Annotated in this window: 19 protein-coding genes; 12 read left to right on the top strand and 7 right to left on the bottom strand. The window is 45.0% G+C overall.

From position 1 onward, the window contains the following. Window positions 1-114 precede the first annotated feature (114 nt). A complete protein-coding gene (locus ACYVE4_RS00900; protein WP_460994890.1) occupies window positions 115-2,637 on the top strand; it encodes an NHL repeat-containing protein in 2,523 nt (840 codons plus the stop codon). A gap of 84 nt (window positions 2,638-2,721) precedes the next feature. On the opposite strand, the gene ACYVE4_RS00905 is transcribed toward ACYVE4_RS00900, so the two are convergent. Together ACYVE4_RS00905 and ACYVE4_RS00910 are read right to left on the bottom strand one after the other, a co-directional pair. Beyond that, a complete protein-coding gene (locus ACYVE4_RS00905; RefSeq protein WP_460994891.1) occupies window positions 2,722-3,792 on the bottom strand; it encodes a M42 family metallopeptidase in 1,071 nt (356 codons plus the stop codon). A gap of 91 nt (window positions 3,793-3,883) precedes the next feature. Next, entirely contained in the window at window positions 3,884-4,300 is a 417-nt protein-coding gene (locus tag ACYVE4_RS00910; RefSeq protein WP_460994892.1) for a helix-turn-helix domain-containing protein, read from the bottom strand. 135 nt (window positions 4,301-4,435) lie between these two features. Between ACYVE4_RS00910 and ACYVE4_RS00915 the strand changes: the two genes are divergently transcribed. Both ACYVE4_RS00915 and clpX read left to right on the top strand, forming a co-directional pair. After that, window positions 4,436-5,125, top strand: a complete 690-nt coding sequence (locus ACYVE4_RS00915) for a ClpP family protease (RefSeq protein ID WP_460994893.1) — start codon at window positions 4,436-4,438, stop codon at window positions 5,123-5,125. Between the two features lie 207 nt (window positions 5,126-5,332). Then, window positions 5,333-6,565 carry an ATP-dependent Clp protease ATP-binding subunit ClpX gene (clpX, locus tag ACYVE4_RS00920; protein WP_460994894.1) on the top strand — a complete coding sequence of 411 codons (1,233 nt, stop codon included), beginning with the start codon at window positions 5,333-5,335 and terminating at the stop codon, window positions 6,563-6,565. 115 nt (window positions 6,566-6,680) lie between these two features. On the opposite strand, the gene ACYVE4_RS00925 is transcribed toward clpX, so the two are convergent. After that, a complete protein-coding gene (locus ACYVE4_RS00925; protein WP_460994895.1) occupies window positions 6,681-7,001 on the bottom strand; it encodes an ArsR/SmtB family transcription factor in 321 nt (106 codons plus the stop codon). A 270-nt stretch (window positions 7,002-7,271) separates the two neighbouring features. On the opposite strand from ACYVE4_RS00925, the gene ACYVE4_RS00930 reads away from it, so the two are divergent. The 7 genes from ACYVE4_RS00930 (at window position 7,272) to argB (ending at window position 13,389) form a co-directional block, all read left to right on the top strand. After that, window positions 7,272-7,886 (top strand): hypothetical protein, encoded by a 615-nt coding sequence (locus tag ACYVE4_RS00930; protein ID WP_460994896.1) that lies wholly within the window; start codon window positions 7,272-7,274, stop codon window positions 7,884-7,886. Window positions 7,887-8,071: 185 nt separating this feature from the next. Further along, window positions 8,072-8,674: a hypothetical protein gene (locus tag ACYVE4_RS00935; protein ID WP_460994897.1), complete on the top strand. Its 603-nt coding sequence runs from the start codon at window positions 8,072-8,074 to the stop codon at window positions 8,672-8,674. 197 nt (window positions 8,675-8,871) lie between these two features. Continuing rightward, window positions 8,872-9,492, top strand: a complete 621-nt coding sequence (locus tag ACYVE4_RS00940; RefSeq protein ID WP_460994898.1) for a hypothetical protein — start codon at window positions 8,872-8,874, stop codon at window positions 9,490-9,492. Window positions 9,493-9,513: 21 nt separating this feature from the next. After that, window positions 9,514-10,233 carry an alpha/beta fold hydrolase gene (locus tag ACYVE4_RS00945; RefSeq protein WP_460994899.1) on the top strand — a complete coding sequence of 240 codons (720 nt, stop codon included), beginning with the start codon at window positions 9,514-9,516 and terminating at the stop codon, window positions 10,231-10,233. A gap of 157 nt (window positions 10,234-10,390) precedes the next feature. Further along, entirely contained in the window at window positions 10,391-11,533 is a 1,143-nt protein-coding gene (locus tag ACYVE4_RS00950) for an aspartate aminotransferase family protein (protein WP_460994900.1), read from the top strand. Between the two features lie 85 nt (window positions 11,534-11,618). Further along, window positions 11,619-12,596, top strand: coding sequence for an N-acetylornithine carbamoyltransferase (locus tag ACYVE4_RS00955; protein WP_460994901.1), 978 nt, complete (start codon window positions 11,619-11,621; stop codon window positions 12,594-12,596). A gap of 10 nt (window positions 12,597-12,606) precedes the next feature. Next, window positions 12,607-13,389, top strand: coding sequence for an acetylglutamate kinase (gene argB, locus ACYVE4_RS00960; protein ID WP_460994902.1), 783 nt, complete (start codon window positions 12,607-12,609; stop codon window positions 13,387-13,389). Window positions 13,390-13,453: 64 nt separating this feature from the next. On the opposite strand, the gene ACYVE4_RS00965 is transcribed toward argB, so the two are convergent. Together ACYVE4_RS00965 and ACYVE4_RS00970 are read right to left on the bottom strand one after the other, a co-directional pair. Further along, window positions 13,454-14,008, bottom strand: a complete 555-nt coding sequence (locus ACYVE4_RS00965; RefSeq protein WP_460994903.1) for a C40 family peptidase — start codon at window positions 14,006-14,008, stop codon at window positions 13,454-13,456. 335 nt (window positions 14,009-14,343) lie between these two features. Next, window positions 14,344-14,778 carry a cytochrome B gene (locus tag ACYVE4_RS00970; RefSeq protein WP_460994904.1) on the bottom strand — a complete coding sequence of 145 codons (435 nt, stop codon included), beginning with the start codon at window positions 14,776-14,778 and terminating at the stop codon, window positions 14,344-14,346. A gap of 91 nt (window positions 14,779-14,869) precedes the next feature. On the opposite strand from ACYVE4_RS00970, the gene ACYVE4_RS00975 reads away from it, so the two are divergent. After that, window positions 14,870-15,172, top strand: a complete 303-nt coding sequence (locus ACYVE4_RS00975; protein ID WP_460994905.1) for a DUF4286 family protein — start codon at window positions 14,870-14,872, stop codon at window positions 15,170-15,172. Between the two features lie 17 nt (window positions 15,173-15,189). Here ACYVE4_RS00975 and ACYVE4_RS00980 read toward each other — a convergent pair whose 3' ends face one another. Both ACYVE4_RS00980 and ACYVE4_RS00985 read right to left on the bottom strand, forming a co-directional pair. Further along, on the bottom strand, window positions 15,190-16,011 hold the full coding sequence (locus ACYVE4_RS00980) for an SGNH/GDSL hydrolase family protein (RefSeq protein ID WP_460994906.1): 822 nt from the start codon (window positions 16,009-16,011) through the stop codon (window positions 15,190-15,192). A 12-nt stretch (window positions 16,012-16,023) separates the two neighbouring features. Then, on the bottom strand, window positions 16,024-18,408 hold the full coding sequence (locus tag ACYVE4_RS00985) for an efflux RND transporter permease subunit (protein WP_460994907.1): 2,385 nt from the start codon (window positions 18,406-18,408) through the stop codon (window positions 16,024-16,026). 287 nt (window positions 18,409-18,695) lie between these two features. Between ACYVE4_RS00985 and ACYVE4_RS00990 the strand changes: the two genes are divergently transcribed. Next, a complete protein-coding gene (locus ACYVE4_RS00990; protein WP_460994908.1) occupies window positions 18,696-21,044 on the top strand; it encodes a glycosyltransferase family 4 protein in 2,349 nt (782 codons plus the stop codon). The last annotated feature ends 53 nt before the right edge of the window (window positions 21,045-21,097 follow it).

A 21,097-nucleotide genomic window follows, 5' to 3' on the forward strand; every position in this document is an offset into this window, starting at 1 on the left:
GTCGTGTAACCAGCTTTTAGTTTATCTTGAATACAAGGCACATAACTATAAGTACATAGGGTTCACTGCTTTTGGTTAATATTGCATTTTGTTAATCAAAGTAAGCGTTCTTCAGTGAGTAAAAGGTCTACCCATTTTGCGGCTCTATTCGTTGCCTTTCTTTACTTAATCAACTTTAGAGTACATGCTCAGGTAATCACAACCATAGCTTCTGGTACAACTATTAATGATGGACAACCAGCCCTGAATGCTGCTTTTCATGGCCCTATCGCTGTTGGATTTGACAAGAACGGGAACACCTTTATTTTAGATGCAGACGATTATCGAGTTCGGAAAATTGATTCGAATGGCATCGTTACAACATTGGCTGGCGATGGGGAACTCGGTTTTGCTGGGGATAATGGCTCCGCATTAAATGCTAGATTCCTTGACCCTCGTGGTATTACTGCTGATGCAGCAGGTAATGTATACATTGCTGATACTCAAAATCATCGCATTCGAAAAATAAATACGGCAGGTACTATTACGACCATAACCGGAACCGGTACGCAAGGGTATAGTGGTGATGGGGGAGTGGCTATAAATGCTCAAGTAAACTATCCCAAAAATGTAACTATTGATAAGCTTGGAAATCTTTATATCGCTGATTCTCAAAATTATCGTATTCGGAAAATTGGTGTCGATGGTATGATCAGTACTGTAGCTGGAAATGGGACTTCAGGCTATAGTGGAGATGGTGGATTAGCCATAAACGCACAGTTATTTCTTCCTGGTGCCATTGCCGTTGACAATGCCGGTAACCTCTACATTGCTGATTCAAACAATAACCGTATCCGAAAAGTGGATACGAATGGCATCATTACGACTATTGCCGGTAATGGCACCTACCAAACTACTGGCGATGGTGGACCCGCCATCAATGCCGCAGTATATCTTCCAGTTGATATTGCTGTTGATGACGCTGGAATTGTATACGTATCGCAGCAGGACAGTCGGATACGAAAAATAAGTGCCGATGGTACTATTTTGCCTGTAGTCGGCAATGGTACGGATGGATTTACGGGCGATGGTGAACTGGCTGTAAATGCATTAATTGGCCCTGCCGTGGGCATTAAAATTGACAATGAAGGTAACCTTACTATTGCTGATCGGACTAATTATCGCATCCGTCGCATCATAAGCGATGGCGTTATAAATACGGTTGCTGGGGGATTTACGGGCGATGGTGGGCCAGCAACCAACGCTCACTTCAGAAGATACCTATTCAATACTCCCTCCAATCTCACAGTGGACACCAAAGGGAATGTGTACGTGGTGGATCGATTTCAAAATCGGATTCGCAAGGTTAGTCCCAATGGCGTCATCACAACAATTGCCGGAACGGGCGTTAATGGATATTCTGGCGATGGTGGACCCGCTACGGAAGCTCAGCTTCGGCATCCGCGTGGAGTAGGACTTGACTCTACGGGCAATCTATATATTGTGGATCAATACAATAGCCGAATCCGGCGGGTTGATACGAACAATAGTATTACGACAATTGCGGGAGATGGTACGCCCGATTTTATCAGCCCCTGGCCCTACATTTCCAGTGCCAGTATTTACAATTCGAATGGAATGGCTGTTACGAAAGCTGGAACAATGTACGTACCTGTTAGCAACAGCAACTGTGTCCTGAAAATTACTCCAGAAGGTATTATCACAATTGTAGCCGGAACTACAGCCAGTGCCGGATATAGTGGTGATGGCGGTCCAGCCATCAATGCAAAATTGAATTTCCCAGTCAGTGTAGCCCTTGATGAAGCTGAAAACCTGTATATCGTTGACCAGTCTAATAATCGGATACGCAAGGTTGATGCCGCTGGTATCATTACGACGGTTGTGGGTAATGGTTCGACAGGCTATGGTGGTGAAAATATAGTAGCGGCCAATGCTCCATTGAACACGCCCTATGAAGTTGCTTTTGATAGTAATGGATCAATGTATATTACTGAATCCTATTATAGTCGCGTACGAAAAGTTGATCGTAACGGAATCATGACTACGGTAGCTGGTAGTGGGACCCCCGGATTTAGTGGCGATGGAGGTGTGGCAACGAATGCTCGATTATCAGGCCCAAATGGCATCGTCATAGATGCTGCTGGCAATCTATATATTGCTGATGTCGGGAATAAGCGTGTTCGTAAAGTTACCTATCCCGTTCAGGCAGCACTAACTACAACTAGCCCCGTAAATTGCTCAACAACATTATTCACGATTACAGCCAAGCCATCTGGACCTGGTTTCGCTTATCAGTTTAGCTCAGGAGCTGCGCAGATAGGCTCCACCAATCAGGCTATTGTTAGTACGCCTGGCGTCTATTCTGTTACAGTAACAACATCTATTTTCGGCTCTCCTGCCGGTTCAGCTACGATTACTATCCCCGACGCTTCTACTATTTATACGGTTAAGGCCGGAAACTGGGATGATCCAACTATATGGTCATGTGGTTTGATTCCTGTTGGTGGTCAAAAAGTACGCATTCTGCATTCGGTTGATGTTCCCTTGAATTATCAAGCTCAAGCAAGCACTATAAACTATGAAACCGGAGGGAGTTTACGTTTTGCTGTTGGGTCCGGTGTAAAATTAGCTCCTTGAATAAATACTACCCTGAACAAAAATACCCGGTAACTTTTCTAATAAGTCACCGGGTGTTTTGTTGGTAAATACGGATTAAAGCAATTATTTGATATATCGAAAATCTTCGTTGCCTTTTAAGGATAGTAACGTTTCATACATCAATTTGATAACGTTCTGAACGTCATCCATATGCACTGTTTCGACCGTGGTGTGCATGTACTTGAGCGGTAGCGAAATCAGTGCTGAAGCAATACCTTCAGTTGCGTAAGCAAACGCATCCGTATCCGTACCGGTCGATCGGCTAACGGCTTGCCGCTGAAAAGCAATTTCGTGCTGCTCGGCTACTGCGATCATGTAATCGAGTACGTTATTCTGTACGGCAGGACCATAGCACAAAACCGGACCAGCCCCACACTTAAGATCGCCCTGCTCTTTCTTATCATACTTTGGTGACTGCGTATCGTGGGTAACATCGGTACAGATGGCAAGGTCAGGGCGGAGACGACGAGCGATCATTTCGGCACCACGCAAACCAATTTCTTCCTGTACGGCATTGACAACGTATAACGTAAAGGGCAGTGTTACATTATTTTCCTTGAGCAGCCGGGCTACTTCGGCAATCATAAAGCCACCCATCCGGTTGTCTAGTGCCCGACCAACGTAATAACGATTGTTCATCTCCGTCAAGCCATCCACGAACGTACAAACCGTTCCCACGTGAATGCCCATTTCCAGCACTTCCTGCTTGGTAGCCGCACCCACATCGATGAACAAATCCGTTACTTTAGGGGCTGTATCTTTCGCCAGATCGCGGACGTGAATAGCGGGCCAGCCAAATACGCCTTCAACCACCCCTTGCTTCGTATGCAGGTTTACGCGCATCGAAGGTGCAATCAATGCGTCAGAACCGCCATTCCGACGAACGAAAATGTAGCCATCATCGGAAATATAATTGACGAACCAAGAAATTTCGTCGGAGTGGGCTTCAATGACCACTTTATAGTCTTTCCCTGGCCCGATGACCCCTACGGCGGTTCCGTATGTATCGACAATGTATTCGTCGGTATAAGGTTTAAGATAATCCAGCCAAATCTGCTGTCCCGACGATTCAAAGCCAGTAGGAGAGGCATTATTAAGATACTTGTACAGAAATTCTTTACTGTGTTCGTTCATGTAGGCAAAATATAGTAAAACTTGCAATGTGCGAATAACGTAGATTTTACTGTTCAAAACAGGTTAAATCTGAGGTAATTAGTAACGAAACTTACTTAAAGCCAATTCGCTCGCGTTTCTCTTCGAGGCCCATCGAGCGTAGCAATTCAAACGCAATCCGCTCATCGTATTTGCGTTTCCAATAGTCTGTTTCCAGACGTAGTTTGTCTAGTTCGACTTGTTGTTTATCCACCATTAGCCGGAGTGTTTCGAGTTCATGGTTAACGATGGAAGTAGGTTTTTCTTCGACAACTTGAGCCGGAATGGCTTCATCGCTTAATAAGCTAAGGGGCGAAACAGCCAGAACACTCGCGATCTGGTTCAATCGGGAAAGGGTTAGATCGGTTTTGCCGCGCTCAATGTCGCCGTAGGCAGTAGTCGACAGATTGAGCAGATCGGCCATATTTTCTTGCGACAAACCGCGTTGGAGTCGCTGTAAACGTATTTTTTCGGCGATGGAAGCTTTCATATCAAGTAACGATGATAAAATCTAAACCAAAACTGACAGGGTTTTTCGAGAGGATAACGCAATTTTGTGACGAAACGATTCTCGAACTTACACCAAGTGTTCTTGGTTTTCAATTTAACGAATAGAAATCCCAGTATGAATTACGAAAAAGAATTCCGCAATTTCGCTGTTCACCACATGGGCCTCAATGGCCTCACGGTGGATGGCTACATGAACCATACCGTTAATAACCTTACGGTCGAAAACATGACCCGCTCGGTTATTGAAGAACGGCCGATGAACTTCCGGGAAGTAGACGTATTCTCGCGGTTGATGGCCGACCGGATTATTTTCATGGGTTTGCCCGTTGATGACAATATCGCCAATATTATTGTTGCGCAACTATTGTTTCTGGAATCGGCCGATCCGAAGAAAGATATCCTGATGTATTTGAATAGTCCTGGTGGTTCGGTATATGCCGGGTTGGGTATTTACGATACCATGCAGTACGTTCGGCCTGACGTGGCTACTGTTTGCACAAGTCTGGCGGCTTCGATGGGAGCTGTCTTGTTAGCAGGTGGAGCCGCAGGCAAACGTTCGGCGCTTCCACACGCTCGGATCATGATTCACCAGCCATCGGGTGGTGCGCAGGGCCAATCGGTTGATATCGAAATTACAGCTCGTGAAATCGTAAAACTTCGTGAAGAGCTGTATCAGATTCTGGCTGATCACTCTGGAAAAAGTGTTGAGCAAATCGAAAAAGATTCGGATCGCGATAAATGGATGCGTGCCGATGAAGCCAAAGAATACGGCCTGATCGACGAAGTATTACGCCGGGAAAGATAAACTAAATTACGGATTACGAATGGTGATTTTCCTTCGATGCTATCAATAAATCGTGCATCGTACATCATAATTCGTAATTCCTTTAATAACTTTGTTCATTACTAAAGACTCAGTAGAATCTGAGTCTTTTTTTTCTATCAGAATTTAGGTTGTCAACAAAGTTTTCGTTTATCATCCACAAACCCAGCTTTTCCCCTGCAAACGTTCATGCCACAAATTAGTTGCTCGTTCTGTGGACGGCGCAAAAACGAAGTAATGGTGCTCCTGTCGGGCATCGATGCACACATCTGTAACTACTGTATCGAACAGGGACATCAGGTGGTGCTGGAAGAAATGCGCCCACGTCGGAGTGAACCGACCGAAGTAAATATCAATCTTATCAAGCCGGTTGAAATGAAACGGCATCTTGACCAATATGTAATTGGCCAGGATGAAGCCAAAAAAGCGATCACAGTAGCCGTTTACAATCATTATAAGCGACTGATGCAGCCAAAAACCGATGATGATGTGACGATTGAAAAATCGAATATTATCATGGTTGGCGAAACAGGTACGGGAAAAACCTACCTGGCGCGCTCGATCGCTAAAATTCTTGAAGTACCATTCTGTATTGCTGATGCTACGGTCATTACGGAAGCTGGTTATGTGGGCGAAGATGTAGAGACCATCCTAACACGACTTCTGCAAGCAGCTGATTACAATGTGGAAGCTGCCGAACGGGGCATTGTGTACATCGATGAGATCGATAAGATTGCTCGTAAGTCTGACAATCCCAGCATTACCCGCGATGTGAGTGGTGAGGGCGTTCAGCAGGCTTTGTTGAAATTACTAGAAGGTTCAGTTGTGAACGTGCCACCACAAGGCGGTCGCAAACACCCAGATCAACGGCTTATTGCACTGAATACGGAAAATATTTTATTCATCTGCGGAGGAGCTTTTGATGGTATCGAACGGCATATTACCAAGCGAATTAATACCCGGCCTATCGGTTTTTCAGGGGATCGTCGCCTGAATGACACGCTGGAGCGTGGGCACCTGATGCGTTATATCTCAGCACTTGACCTGAAATCGTTTGGCCTGATTCCTGAACTCATTGGACGATTGCCTGTATTGACGCATCTTGAACCACTCGACCGAAAGGCCCTGATGCAAATTCTGACGGAGCCGAAAAACGCCATTACCAAGCAGTATAATAAGCTGTTCAAAATGGAAGGTATTACACTGCGGTGGGACGATAGCGCACTTAATTATATTGTCGATCAGGCACTTCTGTACGGCCTTGGTGCTCGTGGTCTGCGTTCTATCTGTGAATCCATTATTACCGACGCGATGTTTGAAATGCCTTCTCAACTGGGCGTTAATGAACTAACCGTTAGTTTGGAGTATGCCCGGGAGAAGTTTGGGAAAACTGTTTCGCATCAATTCCGATCAGCCGCTTAATTAAGTAGAAATCTCCTTTATGTAAGCCCCCTATAGAGGTAGATGTTTTAGAGAAACTAATTACTCTAAACATCTGCCTCTATAGGGGGCACTCATTTAGAAAGTAGACACTTTACTAAATGACTTCGGTATTTTCGGACGCTTTCAGAATAGAGCAGAAAACGCTGGGAAATTTCGCTTCTAACTCATTCATTCGTAAAGAAACCAGACATTGTGTTCCTTCGGTTCGAGCACGTATAATACCCGCTTCCCGCAACACCCGCAGATGATGCGACATAGTTGATTTAGCGACAGGTGTTTCGATTGACCCACAGGATTTCTCGCAGGCATGCTTCGCCAGATTTTGGACAAAATTTAGTCTTACAGGATCGCTCAGCGCATGCAACACGCCCGTTAGCGTAATCTGATCAAGGGTTGGATGCGGGTATTGTTTCATAAGGTATATGCATGAAAACGAGCTAACAGGTTACCTGTTCGATTTATGTTGAGCAAGTAATTCTGATCTGCACCGAACCCAAAAATAACGGATAAGTAATCTGTCTGGTCGTAGGAAATAGCTTCAGAAAAAATCAACTTGGTTTCTCCAAAGGCGGAGTTTTTTTTAGCTATATACGTTATTTTTTGCCTGACTGCTAACAAACGGGAAATTCGACAGTTTAACGAGTTGATAACACATTCGTTACACATAAACATAACCCGTTTTGTTATGAGAAACAGATATAATTCTCTGCTCAGTAGTTTATTATTTGTTGCTGTCTTTGCTGCTTGCAGCCGCCCGGTAGCCTACTTTCAACCCACCGCCCGGGAGCATTTTACTTCGACAAAAGCTCCGGCTACCCCTCCGGCGATTACTGCTCCCATCACAACAGAAACACCTACTCAAGAGGCTGTTAATGCAACTGCTGAGCCTACTGCACAAATCGCACAAGCGACAGCCGCTATGGATCAGTTAGATGCACTGGCACGAAATGACAGCAAATTAGCTAACAATAAAGCGCTTCAGAAACGGCTAAGCCGTATTCGGACCATGCTGGCTACCACCAACACGACTGACAAATTGGCCGCTACAAACGCCACTGAGTCTAAGAAAATGAATCTGGTGGAGCGGATGATGGTGAAAAAACTGAACAAAAAAATCAGTAAGCAACTAGCACCCGCCAACCCAGAAAAAGCGATGGTTAGTACGGGTACACTGGCTACTGGGGCCGTTTTTGTCATTGTCGGTTTGTTATTGGTTTTGTTGACGACAGGTACAGCCTTTACCATCGGACTTATCGCCTTATTGGTAGGAGCTGTTGTACTACTGGTTGGCTTACTATAACACGCTGGTAATTAAGAGCTATTTATGAAATCTCCGTTGGCTGATTGACAAAGTTGGCTAATGGAGATTTTAGTTTCCGGACCTTACCAATGATTTAATCGGAAATTTTCAGTGATTCTTAACAAACCAATGACGTTGTAGTTTTTGAAGAAGCTATCTCAATTCTTTACGTAAAATTGTCACTTATGAGCGTCTTTTTCCGAACCGTCTGTTTCCTGGTTTTGGGTATTGGTATGCTGGCCTCCTGTAGCCGTCCGGTTGCTTATTTTCAACCCACAACCCGGGAGCATTTTACATATTCACCTTCGCCTGTTTCGCCAGCAACTCCCGATAACGTAGTTAATCCTGCTCGGATCGAACCGAGCAGGTCTATTCCAGATCAACAAGTTGCACAAGCAACAGCCGCGATGGATCAGGTGGATGCGTTAATCCGTCAGGAGAGCAAATTGGCCGCTAATAAAACGGTTCAGAAGCGACTGGGACGTATCAGAACAATGCTGGCATCGGCTGCTGTGAATGTCGAACGAACACCGGCTACTACGACTGCTCCTAAAAAGATGAATTTAGTAGAGCGATTGATGGTCAAAAAATTGAATCGAAAAATCACGAAACAGTTAGCACCAGCACATCCTGATAAATCATTGGCTATTAAAAGCATTCTCACGCTGGGCGCGGTTCTGGTATTAGGAGGTCTATTGTTGATGCTGTTAACGACTGGAACCGGATTCGCTATTGGCGTGATTGCGTTAGCGGCTGGCCTTGTATGTCTATTAGTTGGGCTATTGTAGCCAATTAATAGAAAATTAAAATCCCATTAAGTGAAATTATAGTAAAATTTAATGGGATTTTGGTAGATTTTCGCACTTTTGAGGGGCATTGAATCAAAAAAAGTAATTCAATGCCAACAAATGAACCAAGTTGTAGTTCATGAGAAGAATACCTTAATCATTCACGTAAATCAATCACTTAATTCAAACGAACCCCTATGCGAACACTGTCTAAATCCCTGTTTTTTTTGCTTTTCGGCATTGTTGTTCTGGCCTCCTGCAGCCGTCCAGTCGCTTACTTTCAACCTACTGCCCGGGAGCATTTTACCTCAACCCAGCCTAAAACAACTCCTACTGCTACCCCAACTGATGTAGCAACTCCCACTGAAATCGCAACGCCTGCCACCGAACCCGCAGCGACTGCTACACCCACTGAGCAAATTACCCAAGCTAAACAGGCTGTCAGTCAGGTCGAGGCTTATGTTCGCAACGATAGCAAGCTGGCGTCGAACAAGAAATTAGCCAAGCGCATGGAGCGATTGAAGGAAGCTCTGACAACGGCTAGTGAAAAGGCAACTGTTTCAACAAATGCTGCTTCTACGAAAAAAATGACGTTTATGGAGCGGACGATGTTGAAAAAATTAGACAAGAAAATTAAAAACCACGTTGCTCCTGATAAAACCAAAGTGCTGGATCGTAATGTGCGGCTAGGGCTTATCATAGGGCTTATTGGTTTGATTCTCTGGCTGCTAGGTGGTGCTAGCGTGCTGGCGGTTATTGGTCTTATCATGTTTGTCGTTGGTCTGGTTCTGGTACTGATCGGCTTGCTCAACGCTTAACTTCTCTATTAACGAATTGGCATGAGCCAGTTACCGTTCATTTGTTTAATTCACGGCCACGGCGTAGATGCTTCCATTTGGGATAGCATCTACGCCGATCTGGCATCTGGCGCGACTGTAGTAAAACCTGACTTCGCCCGATTATCGAATTATACTACAATTGAAGCTTACGCTGAAGATTTGTATGCCCGACTACAGTCGGCATCGGTCGAAAAAGTAATCCTGGTAGGGCATTCGATGGGGGGATATATTGCGCTTGCTTTCGCTGAGAAATATCCCAAAATGGTACAGGGATTGGTTCTTTACCATTCGACGGCAACAGCTGATGATGAGGACCGTAAGAAAACCCGGCAACAAGCCATTGAGGGAATGAAAGCCGAAGGAACTGCACCATTTATTCAGAAACAATTGCCGAAAATGGTTGCTCCAGATTATCCGCCGGAAAAAACGCAAGGGCTGATTGATCAATTTAGCCAATTGCCTGTTGAGGCTTTAATTGCGGGCATGGCAGCTATGGCGAATCGCCCCGACCGGACGAAGGTTTTACGCGAAGCTCAGTTCCCAGTTTTATTGGTTCTCGGTCAGGAAGATCAGATTATGCCTCACGAAAAAATCGCAAAACAGGCCGATCTATCCGACCAAATTGCCTTGGCTACTATTAAGCAGGCTGGACATTTGAGTATGATAGAACAGCCGGAAGAATCGGTAAACGTTTTGCGAGATTTCCTGTCGAAATTCTGATAGACGTAATACATTCGATAAAAGAGGAAGTCTACGGGCTTCCTTTTCGTGTTTTAAGCCGATTTTCAACGGATTATCCGTAAACTTGCACCTCAATTTTTGATAACCTTCCGGCTTGCTCCCGAATCGGTCAGGTCGGATTTTATAGTTTACTGAAATGGCTGAGCTTTTTAACGTTTATCCGCTATATAACATTGAGCCTGTGCGTGCGCAGGGCAGTTATTTGTGGGATGTCGATGGGACTCGTTATCTGGATTTATACGGTGGGCATGCCGTTATTTCGGTGGGCCACACGCATCCGCGATATGTTAAAGCCCTAACCGATCAGTTGAATAAAATTTCGTTTTATTCAAACTCGGTTATTATTCCACAGCAGCAAGAACTGGCTGACAAATTGGGGGCTCTGTCTAATCACCCTGATTACGCGTTATTTCTATGCAATTCGGGTGCTGAAGCCAACGAGAATGCCTTAAAATTGGCCTCGTTTCATAACGGGCGGACGAAAGTTGTAGCCTTCACAAAGTCGTTTCATGGGCGTACAGCAGGAGCCGTTGCAGTTACGGATAACCCAGCAATCGTCGCGCCGATCAACTACAATCAGCACGTCACGTTTCTGCCATATAACGATATTGAAGCGGCTCGTGCCGGAATCACATCGGAAACCTGCGCCGTGATCATTGAAGGCATTCAGGGAGTAGGAGGTATTCAGGTTGCTACCAATGAGTTTTTGCAGGCTCTCCGCCAACGTTGCGACGAAACCGGTACAATCCTTATTCTGGATGGCGTTCAGTGTGGATATGGCCGTTCGGGTAAGTTTTTCTCGCATCAATTTAGTGGAATTGAAGCCGATATTATCTCGATGGCAAAAGGCATGGGGAATGGTTTTCCGATTGGCGGAATTCTGATTTCACCCAAGTTTAAAGCCAGCTACGGATTACTAGGTACAACCTTCGGAGGTAATCATCTGGCCTGTACGGCAGCTATTGCGGTTCTTGACATTATGAAAGAGGAAGGCCTCATGGAAAATGCCACAAAAATGGGTAATTACCTAATGGATGGTATTCGCCAGATCGGTGGTCATAAAGAGTTACGAGGTCGAGGACTGATGATTGGTATTGAGTACGATTTTCCAGTGGAGTCACTGCGTAAAACCTTGTTGTTTGAGCATAAGCAGTTTACGGGCGTAGCCGGAAAAACTATAATCCGTTTGCTCCCTTCACTGGCGATTGGTGTCGATGAAGCCGATCAGTTTCTGGAAGCGTTGCAAGTGTGTTTGAAGACTGAAAAAGCGACGGTTTAAATGGAGAAAACTTTGTTTTTGGTATAAGAAAAAATACGCCAGCGCCGTATTCAGTAACTAGTACGCTAATTGCTTAACGAGTCTAATGACCAATTTCCTTTCCCTCGCCGACGTCACGAATCTTGACGCCCTTATCCAGTCGGGTCTTGCTGCAAAAGCAAACCCGTTTGCCGATCAACACTTGGGTAAAAACAAAACTATTGGCCTGATTTTCTTCAACTCTAGTCTCCGCACCCGGATTAGTACACAAAAGGCTGCCCAAAATCTTGGTATGAATGTAATCACCATGAACGTCGGGCAGGATAGCTGGGGACTTGAAATGGAGGAGGGCGTACTCATGAACGGCGACAAAGCCGAGCATGTGCGCGAAGCCGCTGCCGTGATGGGTCGCTATTGCAACATTATCGGTATCCGCGCTTTCGCCGAACTTCAGGATCGAGACAAAGATTACCGCGAACAGGTTATGCACCAGTTTGCCAAATACGCAGGTGTACCGATTGTTAATCTCGAATCAGCGACTCGCCATCCGCTACAATCGCTGGCCGACTGCATTACGATTGAAGAAGCACGCGCTAAATCACCCGTTATGCCTGCTCGGCCGAAGGTGGTGTTGACCTGGTTGCCGCATTTCAAACCATTGCCACAAGCTGTTGCCAATTCGTTTAGCGAATGGATGAACGCACGTGCCGCTGCAGGGCATGTTGAGTTTGTGATGACTCATCCTAAAGGGTACGAACTGTCGGCTGAGTTTGCAGGCAATGCTCGCGTGATTTATGATCAGGATGAAGCGTTTGCTGGCGCTGATTTTATCTACGGGAAAAACTGGTCTTCTTATACACACTATGGGCAGGTTCTATCACAAGATCCATCGTGGGCTGTGACAATGGCTGATTTGCGTCTGTCGAACAATGGGAAATTTATGCATTGTCTACCCGTCCGGCGAAATCTGAAAGTGGCTGATGAAGTGTTGGATAGCCCGCATTCACTGGTTATTGAGCAGGCTGCCAATCGCGAATGGTCGGCGCAGGCTGTGCTGAAGGAAATTTTATTGAATTTAGGTTAATATCGCGTAAATGGATACCCTTACAGTCGTTAAAATTGGCGGGAATGTAATTGATGACCCAGCCGCTCTCAAACGTTTTTTAACCGCGTTTGCCAGCTTATCAGGTGCTAAAATTCTGATTCATGGTGGAGGGAAAGTAGCTACGCAAGTCGCTGAAAAACTGGGTATTGAGACTGTAATGGTTGAAGGTCGGCGGATAACCGATCAGCCAATGCTCGATGTAGTGACGATGGTGTATGGCGGTTTGGTAAACAAACAGATCGTGGCTAAACTTCAGGCACTGAACGTTAATGCCATTGGTCTGACGGGCGCTGATGGAAGCACAGTATTAGCTAAAAAGCGGCCGGTAAAAGATATTGATTACGGTATGGTTGGTGATATTGAAGAGGTCGATTCGGGTCAGATTCAGTTTTTCCTACGCCAGAGCCTGACGCCCGTTTTTGCTCCGATCACTTATAATTTGGCGGGTGATCTACTAAATACCAATGCCGATACAATGGCTTCGGCAATTGCCGTCGATATGGTAAAGCATAACCAGGTGACGCTGATTTATTGCTTCGAAAAGAAAGGAGTTTTAAAAGACCCTACTGACGATAGCAGTGTCATAAATGAACTGACACCTGATCAATACGCTGACTACAAAGCGGCTGGTGCGATCAATAAGGGCATGATTCCCAAGCTGGACAATGCTTTTAAGGCGCTGGATAGTGGCGTTTCAAAAGTAATTATCTGTCACGCTGATGAGTTAGTGAACGCAGTGAATCAAGGGGCAGGAACAACACTGAAAAAATAAAGCGACCCGAAAGTCGCTGGAAATGGTATAGGTTAAGAAAGATTGGAGCGGCTGTCTGGCCGCTTTATTTTTCGGTAAGTAAATGCGCGACGCGCCGAACTCCCATAAAACGTCGTTGATAATAGCTCGCGTCTAGATAATCATATCGAACGCCACCATTCCAGGCAGAATGGATAAATTTGATTTGGTCGCCAATGACTTCGGTGATTAATCCTACGTGGCCTATTCGGCTACCTTTCGAGCTATGCCCTTTAAATAAAATGAGATCACCAGGCTGGGCGGCTTGTTTGGCGATGGCTTCACCTACATTGCCCTGGGCAGCGCTGGAATGGGGAAGCGAAATGCCAAATTTATTAAAACAGAACCGGGTGAAACCTGAACAGTCGAAACCGCGTGTGCTTGTACCACCAGAACGGTACCGGATTGAAAGATGATCTTTGGCAAAGCTGATTACGTCTTTTACGAGCGGAATCTGCTCGTAGAAACTTGGTTCATCAGGAGTTACGGTGGGTACCTCAGTTACGGCGAATATGTCGGAAGTTACGGTAGGTACGCTTTGTGCTTGAACGATGCCAAACGAGACAGTACAAAATACTGTCAGGAGCATTTTTTTGATCATATAAGGAGGTCAAAAACAAGTTACACTTATAAAAGTATGGCATTATAGGTAAACTACCTATTTGTTGAGGAATTTTTTCTACAATTTTTTCTCCATTTTTTGTGCCAATTGTGCGCAAGTCACTGGCATTAAATTAATTGAACGGATATTAAATTTCTTTTAAGGGTCTACTTGTGCCGAACGCCTGCACATAAATGAACCAGCCCTGTTGACGAACAATATGCTCGTCAACAGGGCTGGTTCGCTTTTGAATTGATGTCTACAGGGAAATGGACTGGTATTATTCTTGATACATCTGGTTATCCTATTGTAACGTCCAGCTATTTGCTGATCGATTAAAACCAGCCTGCGCCCATAATGCGGAAAGGCCAGGGAATAGAAGCCAGAATAAGTAATAACCCCAAACCGTAAAAAATCCCGATCAAACGTTGTTTCGTTGTAGCATCCGTGGCGCGTTTAGAACGAGAATAGCCAACCGTAATGAGAACAATTGCGATCAGCATACCGGTTGTGTGTTCGACACTGTAGAAACGATACAACTTCTCGCTCATCATGCCAAAGTTTACTTTAGGGCTGATAAATAAGAGAACCAAGCCGATCAGCAACTGGGTATGAATAGAAATAAGGGTAAACAGATATAATTTTCGATTTCCCTCCGTGTAGCCACTTTGGCCCTGCCATTTGCTGATAGCGGTACCAACCGCTGCCAGTAATAAAATAAGGGCAATCCAGCGTAGCCCTGAGTGAGCATGTACTAATCCAGAATACATAAGTCGGTCAGTTTAGCGAACAAATTGATTTCGGACAGCAAAGAAACAACCAAACCACCAACTTACCTTGATCATTTAGTGTTTCACGGTTATGATTCTTTACAATACAACGTATAGTGTAGCCAGCGAAGTGGCTGACGACTGGCTGCGCTGGATGAAGCGATTTTTCCTGCCTGCGGCCATGGCTACCGAATTGCCCACGGGCCACAAAATCCTTCGACTGTTAACAGAGCTGGACAATGGGGGAGTAACGTACTCTGTACAACTGGATTTTCATTCGCTGGAGGCCTACCAAACCTATCTGGAAATTCATGCAGATTCACTACGTCAGCGAATTCAGCATCGATTTGGTAACCAATTTGTTTCGTTCGATACGCTGCTTGAGGAGCAATAATAGATGCAGGCTCGTTACTATTTTTTTAGGATCTTTATCAGCTTACGAGTAATCAGGGCATAACCTTCATCGGAAGGGTGTAAACCATCGTACGTTTTATCGATAGCCTCCACAGGATACGGATACTCATCTGTTTCGGGATTGAAAGGAATATCGATGAACTTCGGATACGTATAGTTGACGTACGTACCCGTTTGAGGATCTTTCAGACGTTTGAACTTGACCAGGTTTTTATGCTGTAATCCCTTTAAATGATAGAGATCTAAAACGGGTAAATTGGCGTAGTGACCAATTGAATCAATAGCATTGGCAAACGATTCTAAATATTGCCCGTTTTTGGCTTTGTACGACCCATACGCATTGTTCTTGAAATTGGCTATGTACACAAAATCAACCCGCTGCATGGGGGTTATGAGAACAATAGGCGCTTGCGGATTCAGACTATGAAGTTTGTCGACAATAATGCGGAACGAGCCGTAAACCGTCCCAGTGCCTGTATTCAACTTATAGTCCTCCAAACGACCAAGTGGGCGACCGGACCACCAATCGTTTGTACCTAGAAAAACAGAATAAACATCTGCTTTTGTTAGCCCTAATTTGTCAATCTCCTGAGCAATCTTAACCGCTGTCCAGCCATTGTGTCCTTGATTGGTATAGCGGATATAAGGCAGTTTTTCAGTTACCTGAGTCATGTAGCCTTTGGTGATTCGGTTGCCCGTTTCGTTCTGGTGATCATTCAAATACGTAATCGAATCCCCGAGAGCTACCCAGGTCATTTCTTTATGATCGAACGAGCTAAGCAGACAAACCAGGCTTGTGAGAACGAAGAGATTTTTCATTGGTTTAGGTGCCTAATGACTACGGACTAGGGTTTGTTTTCTCTTTTTATCAACCGTCAATAGAAACGCAGGGAGTAGAATCAGGTTAGACGCCATCCCCATCAATAGCGTAATGGATACTAATAGCCCCAGCGCCATAGTTCCCTGGAAGGTCGATGCCGCAAAAATAGCGAAACCAGCAAACAGAATCATGGCGGTGTAAAACATACTAATACCCGTATAGCGAATCGTTTCCGAAACCGCTTTATCCAGGCTAAGCTTCTGATTACGAAGTTCATCGCGATATTTTGTGATGAAATAAATTGTACCATCAGATGATATCCCAAAGGCGATACTAAAAATTAGGATAGTTGATGGTTTGAGATGAATGTCCAGAAACCCCATGATACCTGCCGTTACGATCAGAGGGACTACGCTGGGCAGAATGGCAATTAAACTTAATCGAATGTCGCGCAGGAGGATAATAAGAATGACCGAAACCAGTAGCACAGCCCACACCGTACTTTCCGCCAGGTTTTTTAACAGGTAATCGTTGCCTCGTGTGAAGACGACGCTGTTGCCCGTAATAGTTACCTCGTATTGCTCATCAGCCGCTACCCGCTGCCCAGTGGTTCGGTCAAAGTTAAAAATGGAATCAACTTTTGGTTGCAGCTCAGTTAGCAATTGCTTCGTTCGGACAGTACCTACGTCCGGCATCTGAAAGCTGATCCGTGTGTACCGGAACGTGCTATCCATATACGCCTTAAACGCAGATCCTCCAGCGGCATTTTTAGCTCCTTTTAATTGCGGAGCGTAACTCGCCAGTTGGCTTAGTTCGAGCGCACCGGGCATCGCGAAATATTTAGGATCGCCACCGCGATAGGACTGATAAAAAAACTTAACGGCTTCAACCAATGAGAGCGGACGTGTGAATTCATTGTATTTGGCGAATTCGCGTTCTAACACTTTGATTTTGGTCAACGTTTGTGGAGTCAGCACGCGTCCTGGCCGTTTTGTATCGATACTGACTTCGAAGGGCATTACACCTTTAAATCGATTTTCGATAAATTTCAAATCTGTATAAATCGGGTCGTTTTTAGGCAGGTCGTCTACCACATAACCAATCGGATTGAGTTGTAAAGCACCGACGATGGCAATAGCGGTTATAATGGCAATGAAGGTATAAATGGCTGGCCGTCGGGTATGAACTATATGATCGACCCAGCCCAGAAAGCCACTTACTTGTCGACGTTCCAGATGACCTCGTTGTTTTTGAGAGGGTATAGCCAGATAACTAAAAATAATGGGAATGAGAATGAGCGACACAACGTAGGTTGTCATGATGCTGACAGCGGCAACCAGTCCAAACTGAAGTAGGAGGGGGCTGCCGGTAAAATAAAATACGAAGAAGCCAATGCTCGTAGTAATGTTGGCAAAGAAAGTGGTTTCTCCCACCTTTTCAGTCGTAATTCGTAAAGCGTCCTCTTTGCTACGTTTGCGGTTCAGTTCTTCATGATAGCGATTTAGCAGAAAGATCGCATTCGGAACACCGATCACAATAATTAAAGGAGGAAGAAGGCCGGTTAGCAGTGTAATTTCATAGCCGAAAACAACAATATACCCCGTTACCCAGATAACGCCAATACCCACTACTCCAAGTGCTGCTAGGGTGACAATGAATGACCGGAAGAAGTAAAAGAGTATCAAACCGGTAACCAAAAAAGCCAGGCCCATAAATAAAGTCAGTTCCTGGCTGATTTTAGCACTGAACTCTGTACGGATGTAAGGCATCCCCGACATATGTACCGAACCGTCTGGCCCAAGCAACGTATGGCGTCTACCGAACGAATCTGCTACGGCTTCGATCTGGCGGACCAGGCCAATCCGATTTTTGGTATTGACCAGTTTCGACTCGAACGTAATGGCCATCAAATGAGCCTTACCGCTACTGTCGCTGACTAAATTTCGGTAAAAAGGCAAATACGCAATTTTTGCACGCAAACTATCGACACCCGCTTGCGTGGTTAAAGGCTTAGCTACTAATGGACTAATACGAAACGTATGGGCTGTATCGTCACGGATGATAGTGTACAGATTCGCATTGGATACAACATCTTTGACCCCTTCGATCCTGTGTATTTTCTGGCTAAGCGTATACCAGTCGTTGAAGAATCTTAACTGATACATACTGTCGGTTTCAACACTCAATACCATCACACTTCCATCCTGTCCGAACCTCGATTTGAATGCTTCATATCGTTGATTTTCTGGATCAGTAACGGGTAAAATTTTCGCTAATTCATAGGAGAGTTTGACTTTGGAGGCTTCGTAGCCCATAAAAGCCGTGCTCAGTAAAATGACTACGATTAACGCAATTCGATTGGATAAAATAAAGGATGAGATACGGTGCCAAATCATGTCTGGTATACATGAAGTAAGGTCGCAAGGTAAGCAAAAATGGTGGTGTTTTGGAAAGTAGAGGGGGATTTCAATGGCAACAGTTCTACCAGATATGGCCGTATTGGGTTAAGAAAATTTTTGCTGATTATATGGTAAAACAAAGGTTTAGTTGGATAATGATCTGGTATTTGTGAGAATATGGCCAGTAATTCATTAAAACCCTTGTGAATGCCAAACAAAAGGGATAAGAAGCCGATTATGTTAGTAGAGAATACCTAGCCTTCTATATAATTCAGGTTAACTATATGACAACGCCTACAAACCATATTAAACTATCAACCCATACAGACCAGGCGGTTCTTTGGGAACATAATCCTAAAAACGTAGCATTTATTGGCGACTACCTGCCCCGGCAGTGTGGTATTGCCACCTTTACATCTGATCTTTATACTTCTTATAAAACGTTTATACCTGATTCTAAACCAATTGTTATCTCGGTTAATGATACTCCTGATGGGTACGACTACCCAAGCGAGGTTCGTTATGATTTCTATCAGCAGGATCAGGATGCTTATCGGAAAGCGGCTGAGTTTTTGAATTCAAAAGATGTCGATGTCGTTTGTCTTCAGCATGAATATGGCATCTTTGGTGGTTCGGCAGGCAGCTATATTCTGACGTTGCTACGTAATCTGACCATGCCGGTCATTACCACGTTTCATACTATCCTGAAAGATCCCAATGAAGAGCAGTTGCTGGTGCTGAAAAGCATTGCTGATCTGTCGTCGCGGGTGGTTTGTATGTCTGAAAAAGGACGGGATTTTTTGATTAATATCTACGAAATCCCTGAGGATAAAATCGATCTGATTCCCCACGGTATTCCCAATATGCCGTTTGTCGATCCCCATTTTTATAAAGATAAATTCGGGATGGAGGGCAAACAGACGTTACTGACGTTTGGGCTGCTTTCGCCCAATAAAGGCATTGAAAATATGATTCGGGCACTGCCCCGAATTGTGGAACAGCATCCGAACGTAGTATATATGGTGTTGGGAGCTACGCACCCGCATTTGCTTAAGCATGAAGGCGAAGCTTATCGCGACAGCCTGAAAAAGCTGGCGGCTGATCTGGGTGTTCGCGACCATATTCGCTTCTATAATCAGTTTGTTGAACTGGAAGATCTGCTGGAGTATCTGGGATCAGCTGATATATATATAACACCGTACCTGAATCCGGCTCAGATCACCTCTGGAACTTTATCGTATGCGTTTGGCTGTGGGAAAGCCGTGGTTTCGACACCCTATTGGCATGCCGAAGAACTCCTGGCTGATGGTCGGGGTATATTAGTACCGTTCGGAGATTCTGAAGCGTTTGCCGATGAAATTATTCATTTGCTGACTGACGAATCGATGCGGCACGCGATGCGTAAGAAGGCTTATCTGATGGGTCGCGAAATGATTTGGGAACGGGCGATTCAAGCTTACGCCGATTCATTTACCAAGGCCCGTCAGGAACGAATGAGCACTATCAACAGCCAGATTCCCTACTCAATGGGCAGCCATAGTACCGCTGTTTTTAAACTACCTGGGCTCCGGCTTGATCACTTATTCCGACTGACCGATTCGACGGGAATCGTACAACATGCTCGTCATCACTTGCCTTATTATGAAGAAGGTTATTGTACCGACGATAATGCTCGGGCACTGATTCTGACACAGATGTTGCTGGAGGGTGGTATGGGAGATTCTAAACTAGCGCGTACCGCCGATAACTACTGTGCTTTTATGAATCATGCTTACAATCATGAATATCGGCGCTTTCGCAATTTCATGAGCTATGATCGGCGTTGGCTCGAAGAATTTGGCTCTGACGATAGTACGGGTCGAACGATCTGGGCATTAGGTACCTGCATTGGTCGTACGAATGATCGTAATACGGTATCCTGGGCTATTACCTTGCTAGAGCATGTATTGCCTAGTGTTGTTAGCATGTCGTCTCCGCGTTCCTGGGGGTTTGCGTTGCTGGGTATTTATGAATATCAAAAGAAATTCAACGACGACCGGTTAGCCAAAACCATACAGCGTCAATTGCTGGATAAGTTAATTTTCCGCTACACCGAAACTGCAACGGAAGATTGGCCCTGGTTTGAAAACACGTTAGCCTACGACAATGCTATGTTGGCACATGCCTTGATTCGTTCTGGTGATCAGCGAATTGTGGATATTGGTCTTAATTCGTTACGCTGGCTGGTGGGTTTACAAACGGCGAAATGCGGTCATTTCCAGCCAATTGGTTCCAATGGATTTTATACAAAAGGACAGGCTCGTGCCTATTTCGACCAGCAGCCTCTTGAAGCGCAAAGTACTATATCAGCCTGCATTGCGGCTTTCGAAATAACAGGCGAAGACGAATGGCATCGTACGGCTATTCGAATTTTTAAATGGTTTCTGGGACTCAATGACTTAGGCCTGCCTTTGTATGATCAACAAACAGGTGGTTGCCGTGATGGACTGCATATTGATCGTGCGAATCAGAATCAGGGAGCTGAATCAACCTTGTCGTATTTGATTGCGCTAGCTGAGCTATATATGGTACAACGAAAACGTACGGAAGCAAAATCACGCGATTTAGAAATGCCTGCGTTGATGAATGGATAGCTGACGAGGTAAAACATTATCTACCTGGAAACTCTTATATCGATATAGGTATA

This window comes from Spirosoma harenae (assembly GCF_054776975.1).